The organism is Acinetobacter sp. BHS4, from assembly GCF_018454425.1.
Taxonomy (GTDB): Bacteria; Pseudomonadota; Gammaproteobacteria; order Pseudomonadales; family Moraxellaceae; genus Acinetobacter; species Acinetobacter pittii.
On sequence record NZ_CP075323.1, the window covers coordinates 2,096,460 to 2,114,241 of the forward strand.

The 17,782-nt window shown below is 39.1% G+C and carries 18 protein-coding genes; 15 read left to right on the top strand and 3 right to left on the bottom strand.

What is annotated here, in order from left to right; genetic code table 11:
- Nucleotides 1–22: 22 nt before the first annotated feature.
- The gene (locus KIP84_RS10025; RefSeq protein WP_005076380.1) at nt 23–787 is read right to left on the bottom strand and encodes a glutathione S-transferase family protein; all 765 of its coding nucleotides are present in this window, start codon (nt 785–787) and stop codon (nt 23–25) included.
- A 345-nt stretch (nt 788–1,132) separates the two neighbouring features.
- Between KIP84_RS10025 and KIP84_RS10030 the strand changes: the two genes are divergently transcribed.
- The 8 genes from KIP84_RS10030 to ychF all read left to right on the top strand — a co-directional run bounded on the left by KIP84_RS10030 (nt 1,133) and on the right by ychF (nt 9,615).
- A complete protein-coding gene (locus KIP84_RS10030) occupies nt 1,133–2,368 on the top strand; it encodes an SfnB family sulfur acquisition oxidoreductase (protein WP_213688381.1) in 1,236 nt (411 codons plus the stop codon).
- Nucleotides 2,369–2,380: 12 nt separating this feature from the next.
- The gene (locus tag KIP84_RS10035; RefSeq protein WP_213688382.1) at nt 2,381–3,604 is read left to right on the top strand and encodes an SfnB family sulfur acquisition oxidoreductase; all 1,224 of its coding nucleotides are present in this window, start codon (nt 2,381–2,383) and stop codon (nt 3,602–3,604) included.
- Nucleotides 3,604–5,016 carry an LLM class flavin-dependent oxidoreductase gene (locus KIP84_RS10040; RefSeq protein WP_213688383.1) on the top strand — a complete coding sequence of 471 codons (1,413 nt, stop codon included), beginning with the start codon at nt 3,604–3,606 and terminating at the stop codon, nt 5,014–5,016. The genes KIP84_RS10035 and KIP84_RS10040 overlap by 1 nt, the downstream gene beginning before the upstream one ends.
- A gap of 14 nt (nt 5,017–5,030) precedes the next feature.
- Nucleotides 5,031–5,861, top strand: coding sequence for a MetQ/NlpA family ABC transporter substrate-binding protein (locus KIP84_RS10045; RefSeq protein ID WP_039760684.1), 831 nt, complete (start codon nt 5,031–5,033; stop codon nt 5,859–5,861).
- Between the two features lie 13 nt (nt 5,862–5,874).
- Entirely contained in the window at nt 5,875–6,708 is an 834-nt protein-coding gene (locus KIP84_RS10050; protein WP_213688384.1) for a MetQ/NlpA family ABC transporter substrate-binding protein, read from the top strand.
- A gap of 5 nt (nt 6,709–6,713) precedes the next feature.
- Complete coding sequence (locus KIP84_RS10055; protein ID WP_213688385.1) at nt 6,714–7,790, top strand: ATP-binding cassette domain-containing protein; 1,077 nt, start codon at nt 6,714–6,716, stop codon at nt 7,788–7,790.
- A complete protein-coding gene (locus KIP84_RS10060; RefSeq protein WP_017386774.1) occupies nt 7,771–8,430 on the top strand; it encodes a methionine ABC transporter permease in 660 nt (219 codons plus the stop codon). The genes KIP84_RS10055 and KIP84_RS10060 overlap by 20 nt, the downstream gene beginning before the upstream one ends.
- 93 nt (nt 8,431–8,523) lie before the next feature.
- The gene (gene ychF, locus KIP84_RS10065; RefSeq protein ID WP_002050104.1) at nt 8,524–9,615 is read left to right on the top strand and encodes a redox-regulated ATPase YchF; all 1,092 of its coding nucleotides are present in this window, start codon (nt 8,524–8,526) and stop codon (nt 9,613–9,615) included.
- Nucleotides 9,616–9,667: 52 nt separating this feature from the next.
- Here the strand turns inward: ychF and KIP84_RS10070 are convergent, their stop codons facing one another.
- Nucleotides 9,668–10,189: an Mpo1-like protein gene (locus tag KIP84_RS10070; protein WP_213688386.1), complete on the bottom strand. Its 522-nt coding sequence runs from the start codon at nt 10,187–10,189 to the stop codon at nt 9,668–9,670.
- A 92-nt stretch (nt 10,190–10,281) separates the two neighbouring features.
- Here KIP84_RS10070 and KIP84_RS10075 point away from each other — a divergent pair, with 92 nt between their 5' ends.
- A complete protein-coding gene (locus KIP84_RS10075) occupies nt 10,282–10,989 on the top strand; it encodes a Crp/Fnr family transcriptional regulator (protein WP_213688387.1) in 708 nt (235 codons plus the stop codon).
- Nucleotides 10,990–11,160: 171 nt separating this feature from the next.
- Nucleotides 11,161–11,496, top strand: a complete 336-nt coding sequence (locus KIP84_RS10080; protein ID WP_213688388.1) for a hypothetical protein — start codon at nt 11,161–11,163, stop codon at nt 11,494–11,496.
- 74 nt (nt 11,497–11,570) lie between these two features.
- Here the strand turns inward: KIP84_RS10080 and KIP84_RS10085 are convergent, their stop codons facing one another.
- Entirely contained in the window at nt 11,571–12,041 is a 471-nt protein-coding gene (locus tag KIP84_RS10085; RefSeq protein ID WP_025469827.1) for a hypothetical protein, read from the bottom strand.
- Nucleotides 12,042–12,162: 121 nt separating this feature from the next.
- On the opposite strand from KIP84_RS10085, the gene KIP84_RS10090 reads away from it, so the two are divergent.
- From KIP84_RS10090 to glnD, 5 genes are all read left to right on the top strand, one after another.
- Nucleotides 12,163–12,885 (top strand): AzlC family ABC transporter permease, encoded by a 723-nt coding sequence (locus KIP84_RS10090; RefSeq protein ID WP_213689837.1) that lies wholly within the window; start codon nt 12,163–12,165, stop codon nt 12,883–12,885.
- Nucleotide 12,886: 1 nt separating this feature from the next.
- Complete coding sequence (ygaH, locus tag KIP84_RS10095) at nt 12,887–13,228, top strand: L-valine transporter subunit YgaH (protein ID WP_001047275.1); 342 nt, start codon at nt 12,887–12,889, stop codon at nt 13,226–13,228.
- 131 nt (nt 13,229–13,359) lie between these two features.
- Complete coding sequence (locus KIP84_RS10100) at nt 13,360–13,749, top strand: tautomerase family protein (RefSeq protein ID WP_213688389.1); 390 nt, start codon at nt 13,360–13,362, stop codon at nt 13,747–13,749.
- Between the two features lie 102 nt (nt 13,750–13,851).
- The gene (purT, locus tag KIP84_RS10105) at nt 13,852–15,069 is read left to right on the top strand and encodes a formate-dependent phosphoribosylglycinamide formyltransferase (protein WP_213688390.1); all 1,218 of its coding nucleotides are present in this window, start codon (nt 13,852–13,854) and stop codon (nt 15,067–15,069) included.
- A gap of 27 nt (nt 15,070–15,096) precedes the next feature.
- Nucleotides 15,097–17,760, top strand: coding sequence for a [protein-PII] uridylyltransferase (glnD, locus tag KIP84_RS10110; protein WP_000608324.1), 2,664 nt, complete (start codon nt 15,097–15,099; stop codon nt 17,758–17,760).
- Nucleotides 17,761–17,782: the final 22 nt, after the last annotated feature.

The window sequence follows — 17,782 nt, forward strand, 5'->3', positions numbered from 1 at the left end:
TTTCTCAGGGCATTTTATAATTTTAAATTCCGCGCCAATCTACTCGCGCATTACGCTCAGTTTGATATATTCTTAAAACATACTGACCTAGAGGTAAATCGAGTAAATTTTGTTGATAGTTATTCCATTCTTCCGAAACACCTTCAGCCTCTTCCCGCTCCCACGGTGTACCCTTTATTTCTAATAAAGGAGCAAGCATAGAACATACAGAAATATCAGCAAGACTTAAGCGATCACCTACCATATAACGTGCCTGATTTTCGATTAAGCAGTTATTTAGTTCATTTATGAGTTCATCCATACGTTCTTTTGACTGGTTGACTAGCTCTTCTTCAAGTTTATAGTTCTTCTTTACCAGTGTTTTGAGAAATGGCTTCGATATTTTTTCAAACTGACGTAAATAGCCTTGTTCACCCATCATAATTTCTAAAGCATGGTCTCCATGCGCCAACGTATGAGCTAGAGCCCAACGACGGACATGAATACCCAGCTCATCAGCCAAGCTATCTATTTTTAATGTTTGCTGTCTTAATTGTTCATCACGACGTAACAGTGAATGCTCTGGATAAGTATCATCCAGATAAAGTGCAATTTTAGTCGACTCAGCGATCCATTGATGATCATCTTTCAAAATAGGCAGTAAATTTTGGCCTGTTTTGAGTTGTGCAAAAGCACGATGAAAGCCTGGAATTAAGTTATGAGCCACATAATCAAGTTCTTTATGGTCTAACAACCAGCGAGCTTTTTCACAATAATGGGACAAAGGAAACTGATACAAAACCCGCATAAAATCTCCACGTTTATTTTTATTTGACTATTTGTACAAAAATGGTCGTCGGTAAGTAGATACTTTAGAAGCTATTTTTAGTTAAAACAATGGATATTGTGCTCATTTTTCACTGACACTTAAGTCTATTTTTTTTATATCTTTTTTTACCGTACTTATTGCTCTTTTTCATATTAAAACCAATTCTATTATTATTTTTCCGCATAACAAACTTAAACTATTGTTTTTTATAATCTTTCAATATCTCTATTTTTTCATTAAAAAGCAAAAAAAATGCTTTGCACTTTATTTCATAAGCTGAGCATAAGTCCTCGTTTAGTGGAAAAATATTTCTTTTGTAAGGTAATGACAGCAATACAAGGTGTCATTATGTCTAATTCTCTATCAAAAACGACTGCATACGTCCAAATCATTCAAAATGATCAACAAGCGATTAATGCTGCTTATCAAGTGGCGGATTATGCTTTAGAGGGTCGTAATACACGTGATCAACAACGCTTATTACCGCATGAGCAAATCGAAAACTTTAGCCAAAAAGGCCTAGGTGGTATTCGCATTGCAAAAAAATACGGTGGTGCTTTTGTTTCCAATAAAACTTTGGCTCAAGTTTTCCGTATTTTGAGTAAAGGTGACGCGAATGTTGGTCAGATTCCACAAAATCAGATTAGCCTGTTAAACCTGATCGAAATCATGGGTACAGAACAACAAAAACAATTTATCTTTTCAGAAATTTTAGCAGGTAAACGTCTTGCCAACGGTGGGCCAGAACGTAATACCCATGATTCAAAAACACTAAAAACCACTCTTACTGTTGAAAACGGCAAATATATTTTAAACGGCGAAAAGTTTTATTCGACAGGTACGAGCTTTGCGCACTGGCTCGCGATTAAAGCAATTCATCCTGATAGTCATGTGGTTTTAGTGATTGTTAACCGAGATGCTCAAGGCATTGAAGTCATTAATGACTGGAATGGATTTGGGCAACGTACGACAGCGAGTGGTACGGTTAAATTAAATCATGTTGAAGTTAATCCAGAACTCATTTTTGATGAACGCTTATTAACTAAAGCCCCTACTTATCGCGGTGCTTATTCTCAGTTATTACAAGTTGCCATTGATGTGGGGATTGCAGAAGCTGCATTTGACGATACTTTATCGACTATTCATAAAGCACGCCCGATTATTGATGCAAAGGTTGAAAAAGCCAGCTTTGAACATTACACACTGCAAGAGGTAGGTAAGTTAAATATTTTACTCGACGCGGCAATTTTACTGCTTGATGAAGCTGCTGAATATTTAGATGAACTTGATCAACTTCAAACGGTGACTGATGAACAAGTAGCTAAAGCTTCAATTTTGGTCGCTGAAGCGAAAGTGTATGCCAATGATGCTGCCCTACAAATTTCTGAAAAGTTGCTAGAACTGGGCGGTAGCCGTTCAAGTTTAAGCCAACACAATTTAGATCAACATTGGCGAAATGCCCGTGTACATACTTTACACGACCCTGTCCGCTGGAAATTACACGCCATTGGCAATTATTACCTTAATGGTCATTTCCCTGCCCGCCATGCTTGGATTTAAGGAGAAATTGTCATGACTTCATATCAATCAGTTCAAACTAAACAAACCTCGGCATCTGGCCAAGCACACATTATTCAAAATGATGCTGAAGCTTTAGAAATTGCCAAACAATTTGCCGAACAATTTAAAAAAACCGCTGTTGAGCGAGACGCTAAGCGGATTTTACCGTATACAGAAATCGATGCTTTGAGCCAGTCTGGCCTATGGGCAATTACAGTGCCAAAGCAATATGGCGGTGCCGAAGTTTCAAGCCATACAGTTGCTAAAGTGATAGCACTTTTAAGCGGTGCAGATGGTTCAATCGGACAAATTCCACAAAACCATTTTTATGCTTTAGAAGTTTTACGCAATACTGGAACAGAAGCTCAAAAACAACGATTATACGGCGAAGTTTTAAATGGTACCCGCTTTGGTAATGCCCTTGCTGAATTCAAAACTAAAACTTCTACTCACAAACAAACCAATATCCGTCCTTATGAGAATGGATATTTGATTCAGGGTGAAAAGTTTTACTGCACAGGAAGTTTATTTGCTCACCGTATTCCAACCTTAGTTTTAGACGATGCTGGGCGTGAGTATCTAGCCTTTGTAAAAAGCGGTTCACAAGGATTAAAACTTGTTGATGACTGGTCTGGCTTTGGACAGAAAACCACAGGCAGCGGCACGGTCAAGTTTGATCAGGTTTTTGTCGATGCAGATGATGTTATTCCTTTTGATACTGCATTTTTACAGCCAACCTTAGTGGGCCCTTTTGCCCAAATTATGCATGCATCAATTGAAGTAGGCATTGCACGTGGAGCCTTTGAAGAAAGCTTGCAAAGAGTGCATCAAGCGCGCCCATGGATTGATTCAAATGTAGAAACTGCAAACCAAGATCCTTTAACGATTTATGAGCTAGGACGCATTGCCGTAGATGTACGAGCAAGTGAAGTGTTATTAAAACAAGCAGCTCAATCAATTGATGCCGCAAAAATTGAAACCACACCTGAAAACATTGCAAAAGCTTCAATTGATGTTGCCAAAGTGCGTGCTCATAGTAGCGATATCGCACTGAAAGCATCGTCTAAGCTGATTGAACTTGCTGGAAGCCGTGGTAGTCAATCACAAGATGGCCTAGATCGCTTCTGGCGTAATGCACGTGTACATACGTTGCATGATGCTGCGCGATGGAAATATTACTTTATTGGGAACTATGTTCTTAACGGTGTTCTACCACCTCGTCGGGGGACATTGTAATGGCAGACTTTAAACCAAAAGAAATTCTACTAAATACCTTTGACATGAACTGTGTTGGGCATATCAATCATGGCTTATGGACACATCCACGTGATGAATCACATCGTTTTAACGAATTGAGCTACTGGACAGAACAAGCCAAAACCTTAGAAAGTGGTTTATTTGACGGTTTGTTCATCGCCGATATTACAGGTGTATATGACGTCTATCAAAATGGTATTGATTTGACTTTAAGAGAGTCCATTCAGCTTCCGAGCCATGACCCATCTACACTTATTTCAGCTATGGCGGCAGTTACTCAAAACTTAAGTTTTGGGGTCACTGTGAATTTGAGCTATGAACATCCCTATCAATTTGCTCGTCGCTTCGCAAGTCTTGACCATTTAACTCAAGGACGTATTGGCTGGAATATCGTAACGGGTTATTTAGATAGTGCTGAACGCTTGATTGGTCAAAAAGGTTTAAAAGATCACGATTCCCGCTATGAGCAAGCCGAAGAGTTTTTAGAACTTTGCTACAAATATTGGGAAGGTTCATGGGAAAACGACGCCGTTAAAAAAGATAAAGCACGACGTGTTTTTACAGACCCGTCTAAAGTTCACACCATTCATCACCACGGCAAATATTACCAGAGCGAAGGTGTCTTTCAGGTATCTCCTTCTGTGCAACGTACTCCAACGCTGTTCCAAGCTGGTGCTTCACCCAAAGGTATGCAGTTCGCTACTCGTCATGCTGAGTGTGTATTTATTGGCGGCGACAAACCCGAAAAAATACGCGAACAAGTGAAAAAGATTCGTGCTCTTGCAGAACAGCAAGGCCGTTCAGCAGATGACATTAAAGTCTTTGTCGGTATAACTGTTGTTGTGGCCGAAACACATGGTCTCGCTGTACAGAAACTGAATGAATATCGTCAGTATGCAAGCCCTGAAGCTGGCTTAGCGCATTATGCGAGTTCAACTGGCATCGACTTAAGTAAATTTGCCGACGATGAAGCGATTCCTTACCAAAAAAGTAACAGCATAGTTTCGATTACCGAAAAGTTTAAAGAGCAACAAATCACGAAAAATGACTTAAAAGCTCAGCATGTTTTAGGTGGTCGTTATCCCCTCATCGTGGGTAGTGGTGAAGAAGTTGCTGAATACTTAATTCATCTTTTAGATGAGACAGATATTGATGGCTTTAATTTGACACGTACAGTTGCACCTGAGTCTCACCACGACTTTATTCGCTTGGTCATTCCTGAGCTACAACAACGTGGTCGCTATAAAACTGCATATAAAACGGGTTCACTGCGGAACAAAATTTTTAATCGGGGTGATCAATTACCAAAACAACACCCTGTTCAAGCGTTCCGATGTAGTCCCTATAACAACAGCGAAAACTTAACAACAATTGAAGAAATAACCGCTTAAATTTGGAGATAGACATGGCTCAAACAGCCTCAAAAAAATGGCTAGGCGTAGGCTTAGTCGTTGTAGTCCTTATTGTTGCTTTATTCTTTTGGAATAAACATCGCCAAAGTGGCTCAAATGAACTTGTGATTGGTATTAGCCCACCATTTGCAAAAACTTTACAAGCTGCTGCCGATGAAGCAAAGAAACAGGGTTTAAATGTAAAACTGGTCGAATTTTCTGACTGGAATACACCAAACATTACTTTAAATCACGGGGATATTGATGCGAACTTTTTCCAGCACCAACCTTTCTTAGACAATGCAATTAAAGAAACAGGCTTTAAATTAAAGGCATTTGCAGTGGGTGCAGCATCACATGTGGGACTTTACTCAAAGAAGTACAAAAGCTTAGATGAATTGCCACAAAACGCGCGCGTAGTCATTCCAAATGATCCGGTGAATCAAGGTCGTGCCCTGCTACTCTTACAGCAAGCTAAATTAATTACGCTTAAAGATTCAAATAATCATTTATCTGCACTTAAAGATGTAGTTTCAAACCCTAAAAATTTGCAATTCGTAGAGGTTGAAGGACCACAAACTGCTCGTGCAATTGATGATGTTGACTTGGCTTTTGGCTATCCGCATTACCTACGCTTAGCAAAAACAGCTGACCCTGAAAGTGCACTTTTACTTGATGACAATACCAATAAACGTTATGCAATTTTGTTTGTAGTGCGTGATGACTACCAAGATAAGGGAGACAAATTAAAGAAATTTGTTGAGATCTATCAAAACTCGCCAAAAGTTAAAGCTGTGTTAGATGCCGAGATTGGGCCAACACTTTGGTTCCCTGGCTGGAAGTAATAACGGAAAGATTATGGCGATTCAGTTCAAACAGCATAAGCCTTGGTTACTCGGAATTACGATTTTGATCGTAATTCTGGGCCTCGTCGGTTACCGTTATATTAAAAATAAACAAGCCGATGATGTTTTAACGATCGGTATTAGCCCACCTTATGCTGAGCTATTACAAAGCGTAGCCAATAAAGTAGAGAAGCAAGGCGTTCATGTCAAACTCGTTGAATTTTCTGATTGGCGAGCACCCAATGTTGCCGTACAAAACGGCGATATTGATGCAAACTTTTTCCAGCAAAGCGTATTTCTACGTAATGCTGTTAAAGAAACAGGTTATGACTTACACGCATTTGGTGTGGGTTCAGGAAGTCATGTGGGTTTATATTCAAAAAAATATAAATCACTTGAAGACTTACCTTCAAATGCCCGTGTGGCTATTCCAAACGATCCGGTCAATTTAGCTCGTGCTTTAATTTTATTGCATCGTGCAGGTTTAATTCAGCTTAAAGATATAAATAATGAGCTTTCAACCACTCAAGACATTATTGCTAATCCTAAACAGTTGAGCTTCGTTGAAGTTGAAGGCCCACAGACAGCACATGCCTATAACGATGTCGATTTAATTTTCGGCTTCCCCCACTACTTAAAAATGGCAAAAGTAACCGACCCACATAGCGCATTATTTTTAGATCCAATCGATAAAAAATATGCAATTTTGTTTGTGACCCGTCGCGATTACCAAGACAAAAACCAAAAACTTGCAACCTTTGTTAAAGCATTCCAGAACTCAAAACAAGCACAAGACATTCTGGATAAAGACTTTGGTAAAGGTATGTGGTTTCAAGGCTGGAAATAAGGAGAATGATGATGGTGAGTTTTGGATCGCAAGTTGATTTTTCTCTACCCCATATCAAAATTCGCGGTTTAAATAAGTTTTACCAATCGCAAGGTCAAAAACTGCATGCATTAAAAGATATTAACCTTGATATTCCTCAAGGTAAGATTTTAGGCATTATTGGTAAAAGTGGTGCGGGAAAATCTTCCCTACTCCGCACATTAAATGGCTTAGAACAAGTAAATACTGGCAGCATTCATATTCATCAACAAAACATTGCTGAATTGAGTCATTCAGAGCTTATTCAAACTCGCCAACGCATTGGAATGATTTTTCAACATTTCAATTTAATGTCTGCAAAAACGGTCTGGGAAAATGTGGCATTGCCCTTAAAAGTTTCCAATTACAACAAAGCAGATATCGACCAACGTGTAAATGAAGTTCTAGCACTCGTCGGTCTTGCCGATAAGTCTGGCTACTATCCATCGCAACTTTCAGGCGGACAAAAGCAACGTGTCGGTATTGCACGTGCACTTGTTCACCATCCAGAAATTTTACTCTGTGACGAAGCAACCTCTGCACTTGACCCTGAAAGTACCGCCACTATTCTGGCTTTGCTTAAAAAGATTAATCATGGGTTGGGTCTAACGATTGTACTCATCACTCATGAAATGCAGGTCATTCGAGAAATTTGTGATCAAGTGGTGGTGATTGATCAAGGTGAGATAGTAGAGGCTGGACAAGTCTGGTCTGTATTTTCACGACCAGAACAACAAATTACTCAAGAATTGTTAAACCTTGAGCAAATTACCCTGCCTTTTAAAATCAGTCCTCTACCCGATGAAGATTCGACTCATATTATTGTAAAACTGAAATATGAGGCTGAAGCACATCAGGTTCCGGATATTCAAGAATTACTTGCCAAATTTAAAGCACCTGTCAATTTATATCAAAGTCAGGTCGATACCATTCAAGGGCATATTATTGGTTCACTTTTAGTCGGTATTCCTAACGTAGAAATTAATATTTCATCTATACGACAAGATGCATTAACTGCAATTGCACAATTTGAGGTACTTGGCTATGCACGACCAGCTCATTGATTTATTAATTACTGGAACTGTAGATACCTTACTCATGGTAGGTGCATCTGCGTTTATTGCTTTTTTAATTGGCTTACCGATTGCTGTTGTTTTAGTCAGTACTTCTGAGCACGGCATTCATCCGTCACAAAAGATTAATCAAGCTTTAGGTTGGGTCATCAACATTACTCGCTCTGTACCCTTTCTTATTTTAATGGTTGCGCTTATTCCGCTTACTCGCTGGATTGTGGGTACAAGTTATGGCGTTTGGGCAGCCGTTGTTCCATTGACGATTGCGGCAATTCCCTTCTTTGCGCGTATTGCAGAAGTCAGCTTACGTGAAGTCGACCAAGGCTTAATTGAAGCTGCTCAAGCCATGGGTTGTAACCGTAAACAAATTATTTGGCATGTGCTTTTACCAGAGGCTTTGCCGGGTATTGTGGCAGGCTTTACCGTGACTATTGTGACTATGATTAACTCTTCTGCAATTGCCGGTGCTATCGGTGCAGGTGGATTAGGAGACATTGCTTATCGTTATGGTTATCAACGTTTTGATATGCAAATTATGGTGGCTGTCATTTTAGTCTTAATTGTTTTAGTCATGTTGGTACAAGCGACTGGCGATGCATTAGCCCAGCAACTTGATAAACGTAAAGTTTAAACGCAATACAACCCTGCTCTAGCCATGACTTTGTCATGGCTTTCATGTAAAATCAGCGACAATTTTTAATTTACACATTTGTGAGTGGTTTTCATGGGTTTTAATTGCGGTATTGTTGGTCTGCCAAACGTAGGGAAATCTACCCTTTTCAATGCATTAACGAAAGCAGCGATTGCAGCGGAAAACTTCCCTTTCTGTACCATTGAACCAAACACAGGTATTGTTCCTGTACCAGATCCACGTTTAGACAAACTTGCTGCGATTGTAAAACCACAGCGTATTTTGCCTACCACCATGGAATTTGTAGACATTGCTGGTCTTGTTGCTGGTGCGTCAAAAGGTGAAGGCTTAGGTAACCAATTCCTTGCTAACATCCGTGAAACTGATGCAATTGCACACGTTGTACGTTGTTTCGAAGACGAAAATGTCATTCACGTAAATGGTAAAATTGATCCATTAGACGACATCGCAACTATCAATACTGAACTTGCACTTGCCGATCTTGAAACTGTTGCAAAAGCAATTTTACGTTTAACTAAAGTTGCTAAAGGCGGTGATAAAGAAGCTGTAGCAACTAAAGCAGTTTTAGAAAAAATCCAACCGTTACTTGACGAAGGTAAACCAGCGCGTGCAGCTGATTTATCTGATGACGAACGCAAATTAGTTCGTGGTTTTGGTTTAATGACTTTAAAACCAACTATGTATATTGCAAACGTTGCAGAAGATGGTTTTGAAAACAACCCGCACTTAGAAGCAGTTAAAAAACTTGCTGCGGAAGAAAACGCAATTGTTGTTCCTCTTTGCAACCAGATCGAAGCTGAAATTTCATTATTAGAAGATGAAGATCGTGCTGAGTTCCTAGAAGCAATGGGTATGGAAGAACCAGGTTTAAATGTGGTTATTCGTGCAGGTTATGCGCTTTTAGGTTTACAGACTTATTTCACTGCTGGTGTACAAGAAGTTCGTGCATGGACTGTAAAAGTTGGTGCAACCGCTCCTCAAGCAGCTGGTGTTATTCACACTGACTTCGAAAAAGGTTTTATCCGTGCTGAAGTTGTTGCATATGATGACTTCGTACAATACAACGGTGAAAACGGCGCTAAAGAAGCTGGAAAATGGCGTTTAGAAGGTAAAACTTACGTTGTTCAAGATGGCGATGTAATGCACTTCCGTTTTAACGTTTAAGTTTAAAGCTTAAAAAAGAAAAAAGCCCCAGTATGTTGGGGCTTTTTTATATTTAATGACTTAAATCCATCGTCTCTCGTTTACTACGCGCCTCTTGTAAAATACGCGCATGCAAAGGCTTTCTAAAACCTAGCATAAATATAAATTCTGCCAATACAAATAATGGTCCTATCGCAAGTCCTATCACATCATCAACAAAAGCAGGTTTTTTCTTTTCAAAATAATGCCCTACAAACTGAAAAGCCCATCCCACAACAAAGAAACCAATACTTGCAGCCAACCATTGTCCTAAAGAAAGTTCGGCAATTTGGCTCGCTAATGGATACACAGCCACCAATATCATGAGCATGATTAAGCCAAAAACTTTATCTAGAAATAAATAATAGATCGTACTAGCTGCAATCAGTACCATAGCTAAAGTAACTTTAAAATTACCAATATCGATTCCTGCCCTCGCTGTTAAACATAAAATTGAAAACACGATGAGTGGAATGCCTATAAAATGCGTCAAAATATTTTGATGATTTAAATGATAAGCCGCATATTGGCTCAGTTTCTGCTCCAGATTTGACATGAGTTATTCCCTATTCATCAACATATAGTCATACTGTACAAATAAGGAAAACTTAAAGTTGTCAGCTATTTGACAAAGTAAAGAATTTTTTCATGGATGACCGAATTTTGGATCTAATTTATATTAACCGACTAAAAGAAAACACTTGGTTTAATGTGCTTCCAGAAACATTCCAAAATTTTATTTTAGAACATGGCAAGCAAATTATTTTTGATAAAAATAGCTACGTTTTCCACGCTCAAGATGAGTTTGATGGCATTTATACTGTGCTTGAAGGCTCAATTAGCTTGGGTTATGTCGATGTAAATGGTAATGAAGCTCTTTCTGCAATTGCTGAGCCGATTATGTGGTTTGGTGAAATATCGCTAATTGACCATAAACCGCGCTCACACGATGCCATTGCCTTGAAAAAAAGTACAGTTCTACATATTCCTGCAAAACCATTAAATGATCTACTCAAGGACAATCCATATTATTGGTATTTTTTCGCACGTTTAACGAGCCAAAAACTCAGATATGTTTTCTTAGAACAGATTGCTATCCAAACACGTAGTATTTCTCAACGGCTAGCTCAACGTCTTCTGTTCATTTTAGAGGGATACGGTAACCATATTCTTATTCAAGATCATCAAATTCATATTTCTCAAGAACAGTTGGCAAATATGCTGACCACATCTAGACAGACGATCAATCATGAGCTGAGCCTACTCGAAAAACAGAAAATCATCAAAATTGCTTTTAGAAAAATTGAGATTCTAGATATTGAGAAATTGAAAGTAGTTGCTCAAGCACAATGCTAATTTTTTAAAAGCGGCTAAATAATAAAAACTTAAAATTAAATTAAAAAATTAGATAACACTGCAAATCAAAACATTGTTCAAACTCTATTTCCACAAAATAAATGTGTTAAAGCAGATATTTTCACCCTACACTCAAGCTGAGCAACAATACTCAACAAGGCACTGATTAACATGAAAAAATTATCAACAATTCTTACAGCAGGCGTATTGGCTATGTTAAGTGCTTCGGCATTTGCATGTCCAAAAGGAACTCAACTACAAGGCGGTACAGGACCGAATCACAAAGGTGGAAAATGTGTAGTGGTACATGGAAAAACTACAGCTCAAAAAGCCAAGAAAGAGGTAACTAAAACTAAACAGGATGTTAAAAAAGACTTAAGCACTCAAAAACATGATGCAATGACCAGCGCGACACATGCTCAACATGAATCACAGCAAATGACTCACCAAATGAAACAAGACGCTGTGAAAACTGCCAACACCGCTAAAGCTGCCACAAAACCGTAATTCACATTCACTCATTATCGTTTAAAAGCAAAAAAAGCGAGATTGATCATCTCGCTTTTTTATATTCATTAGTTTTATTTTGGCGAAGTATTTCCAAGATTTGGCGTATCGATCGCATCCTTACATTGAGCCTTATCTCGCTCATAGTCCGCTTGTTTTTGGGCCACTGAACTATTGTTTTCTAGTGTTTCGCGTGCCCATATATCTAAACTTGTCAGGGCTTTACGACAGAGTGCATATTTCCCTTCTGTCACTGAGTCCGTCATTTTTACATTAATGCGCCAGTCTGTACTCAATTGGCGTAAAGGTTTACGAACTTTGTCATCAATTTGGCTGAGTTGTTTTTCATAAACTAAATGCTCAACCGTGTTAATCAATGTCCATGCTTTTTGAGCATAAACAGTTGCATCATTGGTTAGTTTCGGTGCTGGCTTAATTTCTACTTTTTTTTCTGCACCCTGATTACCATTATCACAGCCCTGCAATGTAAAAATACCTGCACTTATCATGGCGATATAAACTAAACGAATCTTTGCCTTGAACATATCAAACTGCCGATTAAACATTTCGGCACTATGCTATTAAATTCGGCTACAATACTCAATCTTTCAAGTATTTTTATCATTTGGTTTATTGCCAAGGTGTATTGTGTCCGAACAACAATTGATGCCTGCCCAAACAGCAACTTTTTGGCAAGGCGCCAAAGATAGCCAAGCTATCGTACTCACCTATTTACCCGTTTCTTTTGCCTTTGGCGTTTCTGCATCTCAGTTTGGTTTTACACCATGGGAAGCTTTTTTTCTATCTTGTTCAATGTATGCCGGCGCTAGCCAATTTTTGGTTGTTGCGCTTTTAGCTAGCGGTTCATCCATTTGGCTAACAGCATTAACAGTCATTGCACTAGATATTCGCCATGTCCTTTATGGACCTGCTCTATACAACCTGATTCCAAACAAATTAAATCTTAAGAAAACGGCAATATGGGCTTGGGGCTTAACGGATGAAGTTTTTGCCAGTGGAATGATCCAACTTTCACAGCGCAGAGAACAATGGTCCGAGTCTTGGATGCTTGGCCTAAGTTTATTTAGTTGGATGGCTTGGGCAAGTGGCTCTTTGTTAGGTGGATTATTCGCCGATCAAGTTGCTCATTTACCAAAGTTTTTACAAGCAGCTTTAGACTTCTTATTACCTGCTTTATTTTTAAGTTTTTTATTAGCGGCATTCGAACGAAAGCATAGCCTTGTTGTTGCTGTATCGTTAGTAGTTTCAGCTTTGGCATGTTATTGGATTAACTTATCAGCGGCTATCTTTATTGGTATTTTTTCAGGCATTTTAGCTGGTCTATTTAAACATTATGTGCTGAAACAGCATGATGAGGTTGAGGCTTAATATGAACCTAGAAATTATTCTGGTCGGCATTATTGTAGGCATAGCCAATTTTGCTTCACGCTTTGGACCTTTTTTCGTAATACAAAAACTACAGGGCAACCAACAAAGACGCGGCTCAATCTGGATCAAAATTGCCTTAGGAAGTATTGGAATATCTGCAATTAGTGCCATGCTTGTAGTTGCTACTCTTCCACCTCTCCTTGAAACTCCCAATAAGAGTTTCGCAATGCTTATCGGTTTTTTAGTTTTAGCAGGTCTTTATTTTAAATTTAAGAAAATCGTACCGGCAACTTTAACTGCCGCAATTGTTTATGGCCTGATCTATACTTATTTACCTTTATAAATAGATAAACTCATCTTCCTTATATAAAATAAAACCTAGCCAGAAGCGTTTAAGATTGAAACTTCTGGCTTGGAAAATTTAATTTTTGAATTGATTAAAAAGATAACCTTAGCTACTTAATAGAGATAAAAATGTCACAAGTTAAAATTTATGCAAATGAACAAACCATTATGCAGTACCGAGAATTACTTTCTCATGCAATCCATCAAGCGCTTATTGAAGAATTGAAATATCCTGTTGAGAAAAGATTTCAACGTTTTATTAGCCTTAAACCAGGAAATTTCATTTACCCTTCTGACAGAAGCCAGCATTACATTATTATTGAACTTTCAATGTTTTCAGGCCGCAGTCCAGCCACTAAAAAGCAGCTTATTCAAACCTTATTCCGTAATATTCAAGAACAATGCAGAATTTCTCCACAAGACATTGAAATTACTATTTTTGAAACACCAAAAGAAAATTGGGGCATCCGTGGTAAAAATGCGGATGAATTGCTTTTAAACTATCAGGTTAATATCTAAAAACCACTTTTTTAATTGTCCGACAAAATTACTTTTTTTATGCATGATAAGGCTTAACTCCACCATAAGTTCTGCTATGCTTAAAAAAATAATTTTGTCAGGATGATTCGCATGAGCGTGACACTCGGTACCCCACTTCAATCTTCTGCATTTAAAGTTTTATTGTTAGGTTCAGGAGAGCTTGGCAAAGAAGTTGTAATTTCCTTACAACGCCTTGGTGTAGAAGTACATGCAGCCGACCGTTATGATCACGCACCAGCAATGCAAGTTGCACATTTTTCTTATGTGTTAAACATGGCAGATCCTGCCCAATTAAAACAACTCATCGAGAAAATTAAACCAAATTTAATTGTTCCAGAAATTGAAGCAATTGCGACAGAAGTTTTACTTGAAATTGAAGCGAGCAAAGTAGCAGCTGTCATCCCTTCGGCTAAAGCTGTAAACCTGACCATGAACCGTGAAGGCATCCGCCGTCTTGCGGCTGAAGAACTTGGCCTACCTACTTCTGCGTATCGCTTTGCTGATACGCTCGAAAGCTTCCGTGCTGCTTGCGATGACATTGGTTATCCAAACTTTGTAAAACCGGTCATGTCTTCTTCTGGTAAAGGACAGTCTCGTGTAAAAAGTTTCGATGAAGTCGATGCAGCTTGGGAATATGCAATGCAAGGTGGCCGTGTTAACCAAGGCACGGTCATTATTGAATCTCAAATTGATTTTGATTTTGAAATTACATTACTTACCGTTCGCGCTAAAAACCCTGAAACTGGTGAAATTGAAACTCATTACTGTGACCCAATTGGTCACCGCCAAGATGCCGGTGATTATGTAGAAAGCTGGCAACCTCAACCAATGACTGCGGCAGCACTCGAAGAAGCAAAACGTATTGCGAATAAAGTGACAACTGCACTTGGTGGCTGTGGTATTTTTGGTGTAGAACTGTTTATTAAAGGTGACAAGGTTTGGTTCAGTGAAGTTTCACCTCGTCCACACGACACAGGACTCGTAACTTTAGCATCACAATTTCAAAGTGAATTTGAACTGCATGCACGTGCAATTTTAGGTTTACCTGTAAACACAGCACGCCACAGTGTTGCAGCAAGTGCAGTAATTTATGCTGGAGTTGATGCCAGCAATTTAAGTTATAGCAATCTCAATGTAGCTTTAACACACCCAGACACCGATTTACGCCTGTTTGGCAAACCAGAAGGTTTCAAACGTCGTCGTATGGGGGTAGCAACCGCTCGTGCTGAAAATACTGATCTTGCTCGTACTTTAGCGAAAGAAACCGCTGATCAAGTAAGCGTTCAAACAAACTCTTAATTTTTACTTATTGGTAGACCCATTTTCATGATCAATATATCGCCATTGTTGAACTATGTCTCAAGTCATCATGATATTAAAGCCATTAATCAATGGCGAACGGATGTAGAAAAGCAGTTGCAAGATTCATATGAAAATGGGCAATCTATTCGCGAAATCATTAAAGCCCGTTCAGATTTAGTAGATGAAGCACTGATCTTTTTATGGAAACATGCTGAACTCGATCAGACAGAACTGGGCCTTTTTGCTGTAGGTGGTTATGGGCGCCGTGAAATGTTGCCCTATTCCGACGTCGATATCATGATCCTATCGGAGCATGAAATTAACGAAGAAAACGAAAAACGTATCTCTACATTTATTTCCTCTTTATGGGACGTTGGTAATTTCAAACCCGGCATTAGTGTTCGCACGATTCAAAGCTGTGTTGAACAGGCCGCTACCGATTTAACCGTTGCAACAACTTTAATTGAGGCGCGGTTAATTACTGGCAATAGTCAGCTTGCGAAATGGCCTCGCCGTATTGTTTCGCAGACATGGACAGATAAAACATTTTATGACGCAAAAATGGCCGAACAAGCCAAGCGTTACCATCAACACAACAATACTGAAAGTAATTTAGAACCTGACATTAAAAATGCACCGGGCGGTATTCGTGACATTAATCAAATTGGCTGGATAGCCAAACGTCACTTTCGTGTAAATCGTATTTATGACTTAGTGCATTTAGGTTTCATTTCAGAGTTTGAATTGGCAGTTTTAGAAGAAGCAGAAAGTTTTCTTTGGGAAATTCGTCACCATTTGCACCGTTTAGCTAAACGTGATGAAAACCGTTTACTCTTTGACCATCAAAGGGAAATTGCCGCTAAATTTGGTTATGTTCGTCAAGAAGGCCAACCTGTAAATTATGGTGTTGAGCAGTTCATGAAACGTTACTACCGTACGGCGCAACAAGTTTCAACACTCAATGAAATGTTGCTGGCGTATTTTAGCGAGTCAGTGATTACCCCTCGCTTACCCAACTATGAACGCAAAATTGAAGTCGTTAACGATCACTTTAAAATTGTCGATAATAAACTTGCCGTACAACATCATAAAATATTCGCCGAGCATCCAAGCGCAATTTTAGAATTGTTCTATATTTTGGCTAATCGGCCAGATATTGAAGGGATTCGCGCTCGGACTTTACGCTTACTTATTCTTGCTGCGAAACGAATCAACCAAAGTTATCGTGATAATCCAGAGCATCAAGCACTATTTATGTCGATTATTCGCTCACCATATCGTTTATACGATACCTTGGTTGCGATGAAACGTTATGGGGTTTTAGGAAACTATATACCTGCTTTTGGCCAAATTATGGGCCTTATGCAATATGACCTGTTCCATATCTATACGGTCGATGCTCACACATTATTATTGCTGCGTAATTTAAATCGTTTTAGAGAACCTGAATTTGCCAAAGAATTCCCTGTAGTAAGTTCAGTTTTCCAACGTCTTGCTCGTCAAGATATTGTATTTATTGCTGCTTTATTCCATGACATCGCAAAAGGTCGCGGTGGTGACCATAGCGAACTAGGTGCAGAAGACGCGATTGAGTTTGGTCGTGCACATGGCTTTACAGAGCGTGAATGTAAATTAATTGCATGGCTCATTCAAAACCATTTGCTCATGTCTTTGACTGCTCAGAAAAAAGATATTTCTGATCCTGATGTCGTGAAAGATTTTGCAGAAAAACTTGGCGACATGGAGCATCTTGATTATCTATATACCTTAACAGTTGCAGATATTAACGCCACAAATCCAAAACTTTGGAACACATGGCGCGCATCGCTTATGCGTCAGCTTTATACGCATGCCCGTGATGTAATCCGTACAGGTTTAGGTCGTCCTGTTGACTACCAAATGTTAATTGAAGACACCAAATTTGCAGCAAGTGAATTACTGGTAAATAACTTCGCATTAGCAGATGTCGAAAAAGTATGGCAAGAACTTGGTGATGAATACTTCATTAAAGAATCAGCTGATGAAATTGCATGGCATACACAAGCAATTTTAAAACATGGCGATAATCCAGAGCCATTAGTCCTCTTGCGTGCTCACCGTAAAGCAGCTCAAGATGCGGTGCAAATCTTTATTTATACTCGCGATCAACCTAACCTATTTGCTACCACCGTTGCCGTTTTAGACCGAATGAACTTAGACGTTCAGGACGCAAAAATTATCACGGCCAGTACAGCATTTAGCTTAGATACCTATGTAGTACTGGATCGTTTCGGTACATTGCTTACCGACCCAGAACGTGAAGAAACCGTTAAAAATGCATTAGTGAAAGCCCTTAGCCAACCAGACCAATATCCGGGACTCATGCAACGTCGTATTCCACGTCAATTACGTCATTTCGATATTGAAAATACAGTCGACGTAACATTAAATGAAGCCTTACAGCAAAATATGGTCGAAATTTCAACACTCGATCACCCCGGCCTACTTGCACGTGTGGGTGGTTTATTTATGATGCAAGGTTTAGACATCCATTCAGCTCGAATCGCAACTTTAGGTGAACGTGCCGAAGATATTTTCTTTGTCACCAAAAAAGATGGGAAACCGCTGAATAACGAAGAGGTCAAACTCTTCTCGGAAAAACTGAAAGCTGCATTAGATGAAGCATCTAATCAAATTTGTCAGCACTGAAACTCAACTACTTGGTAACTGT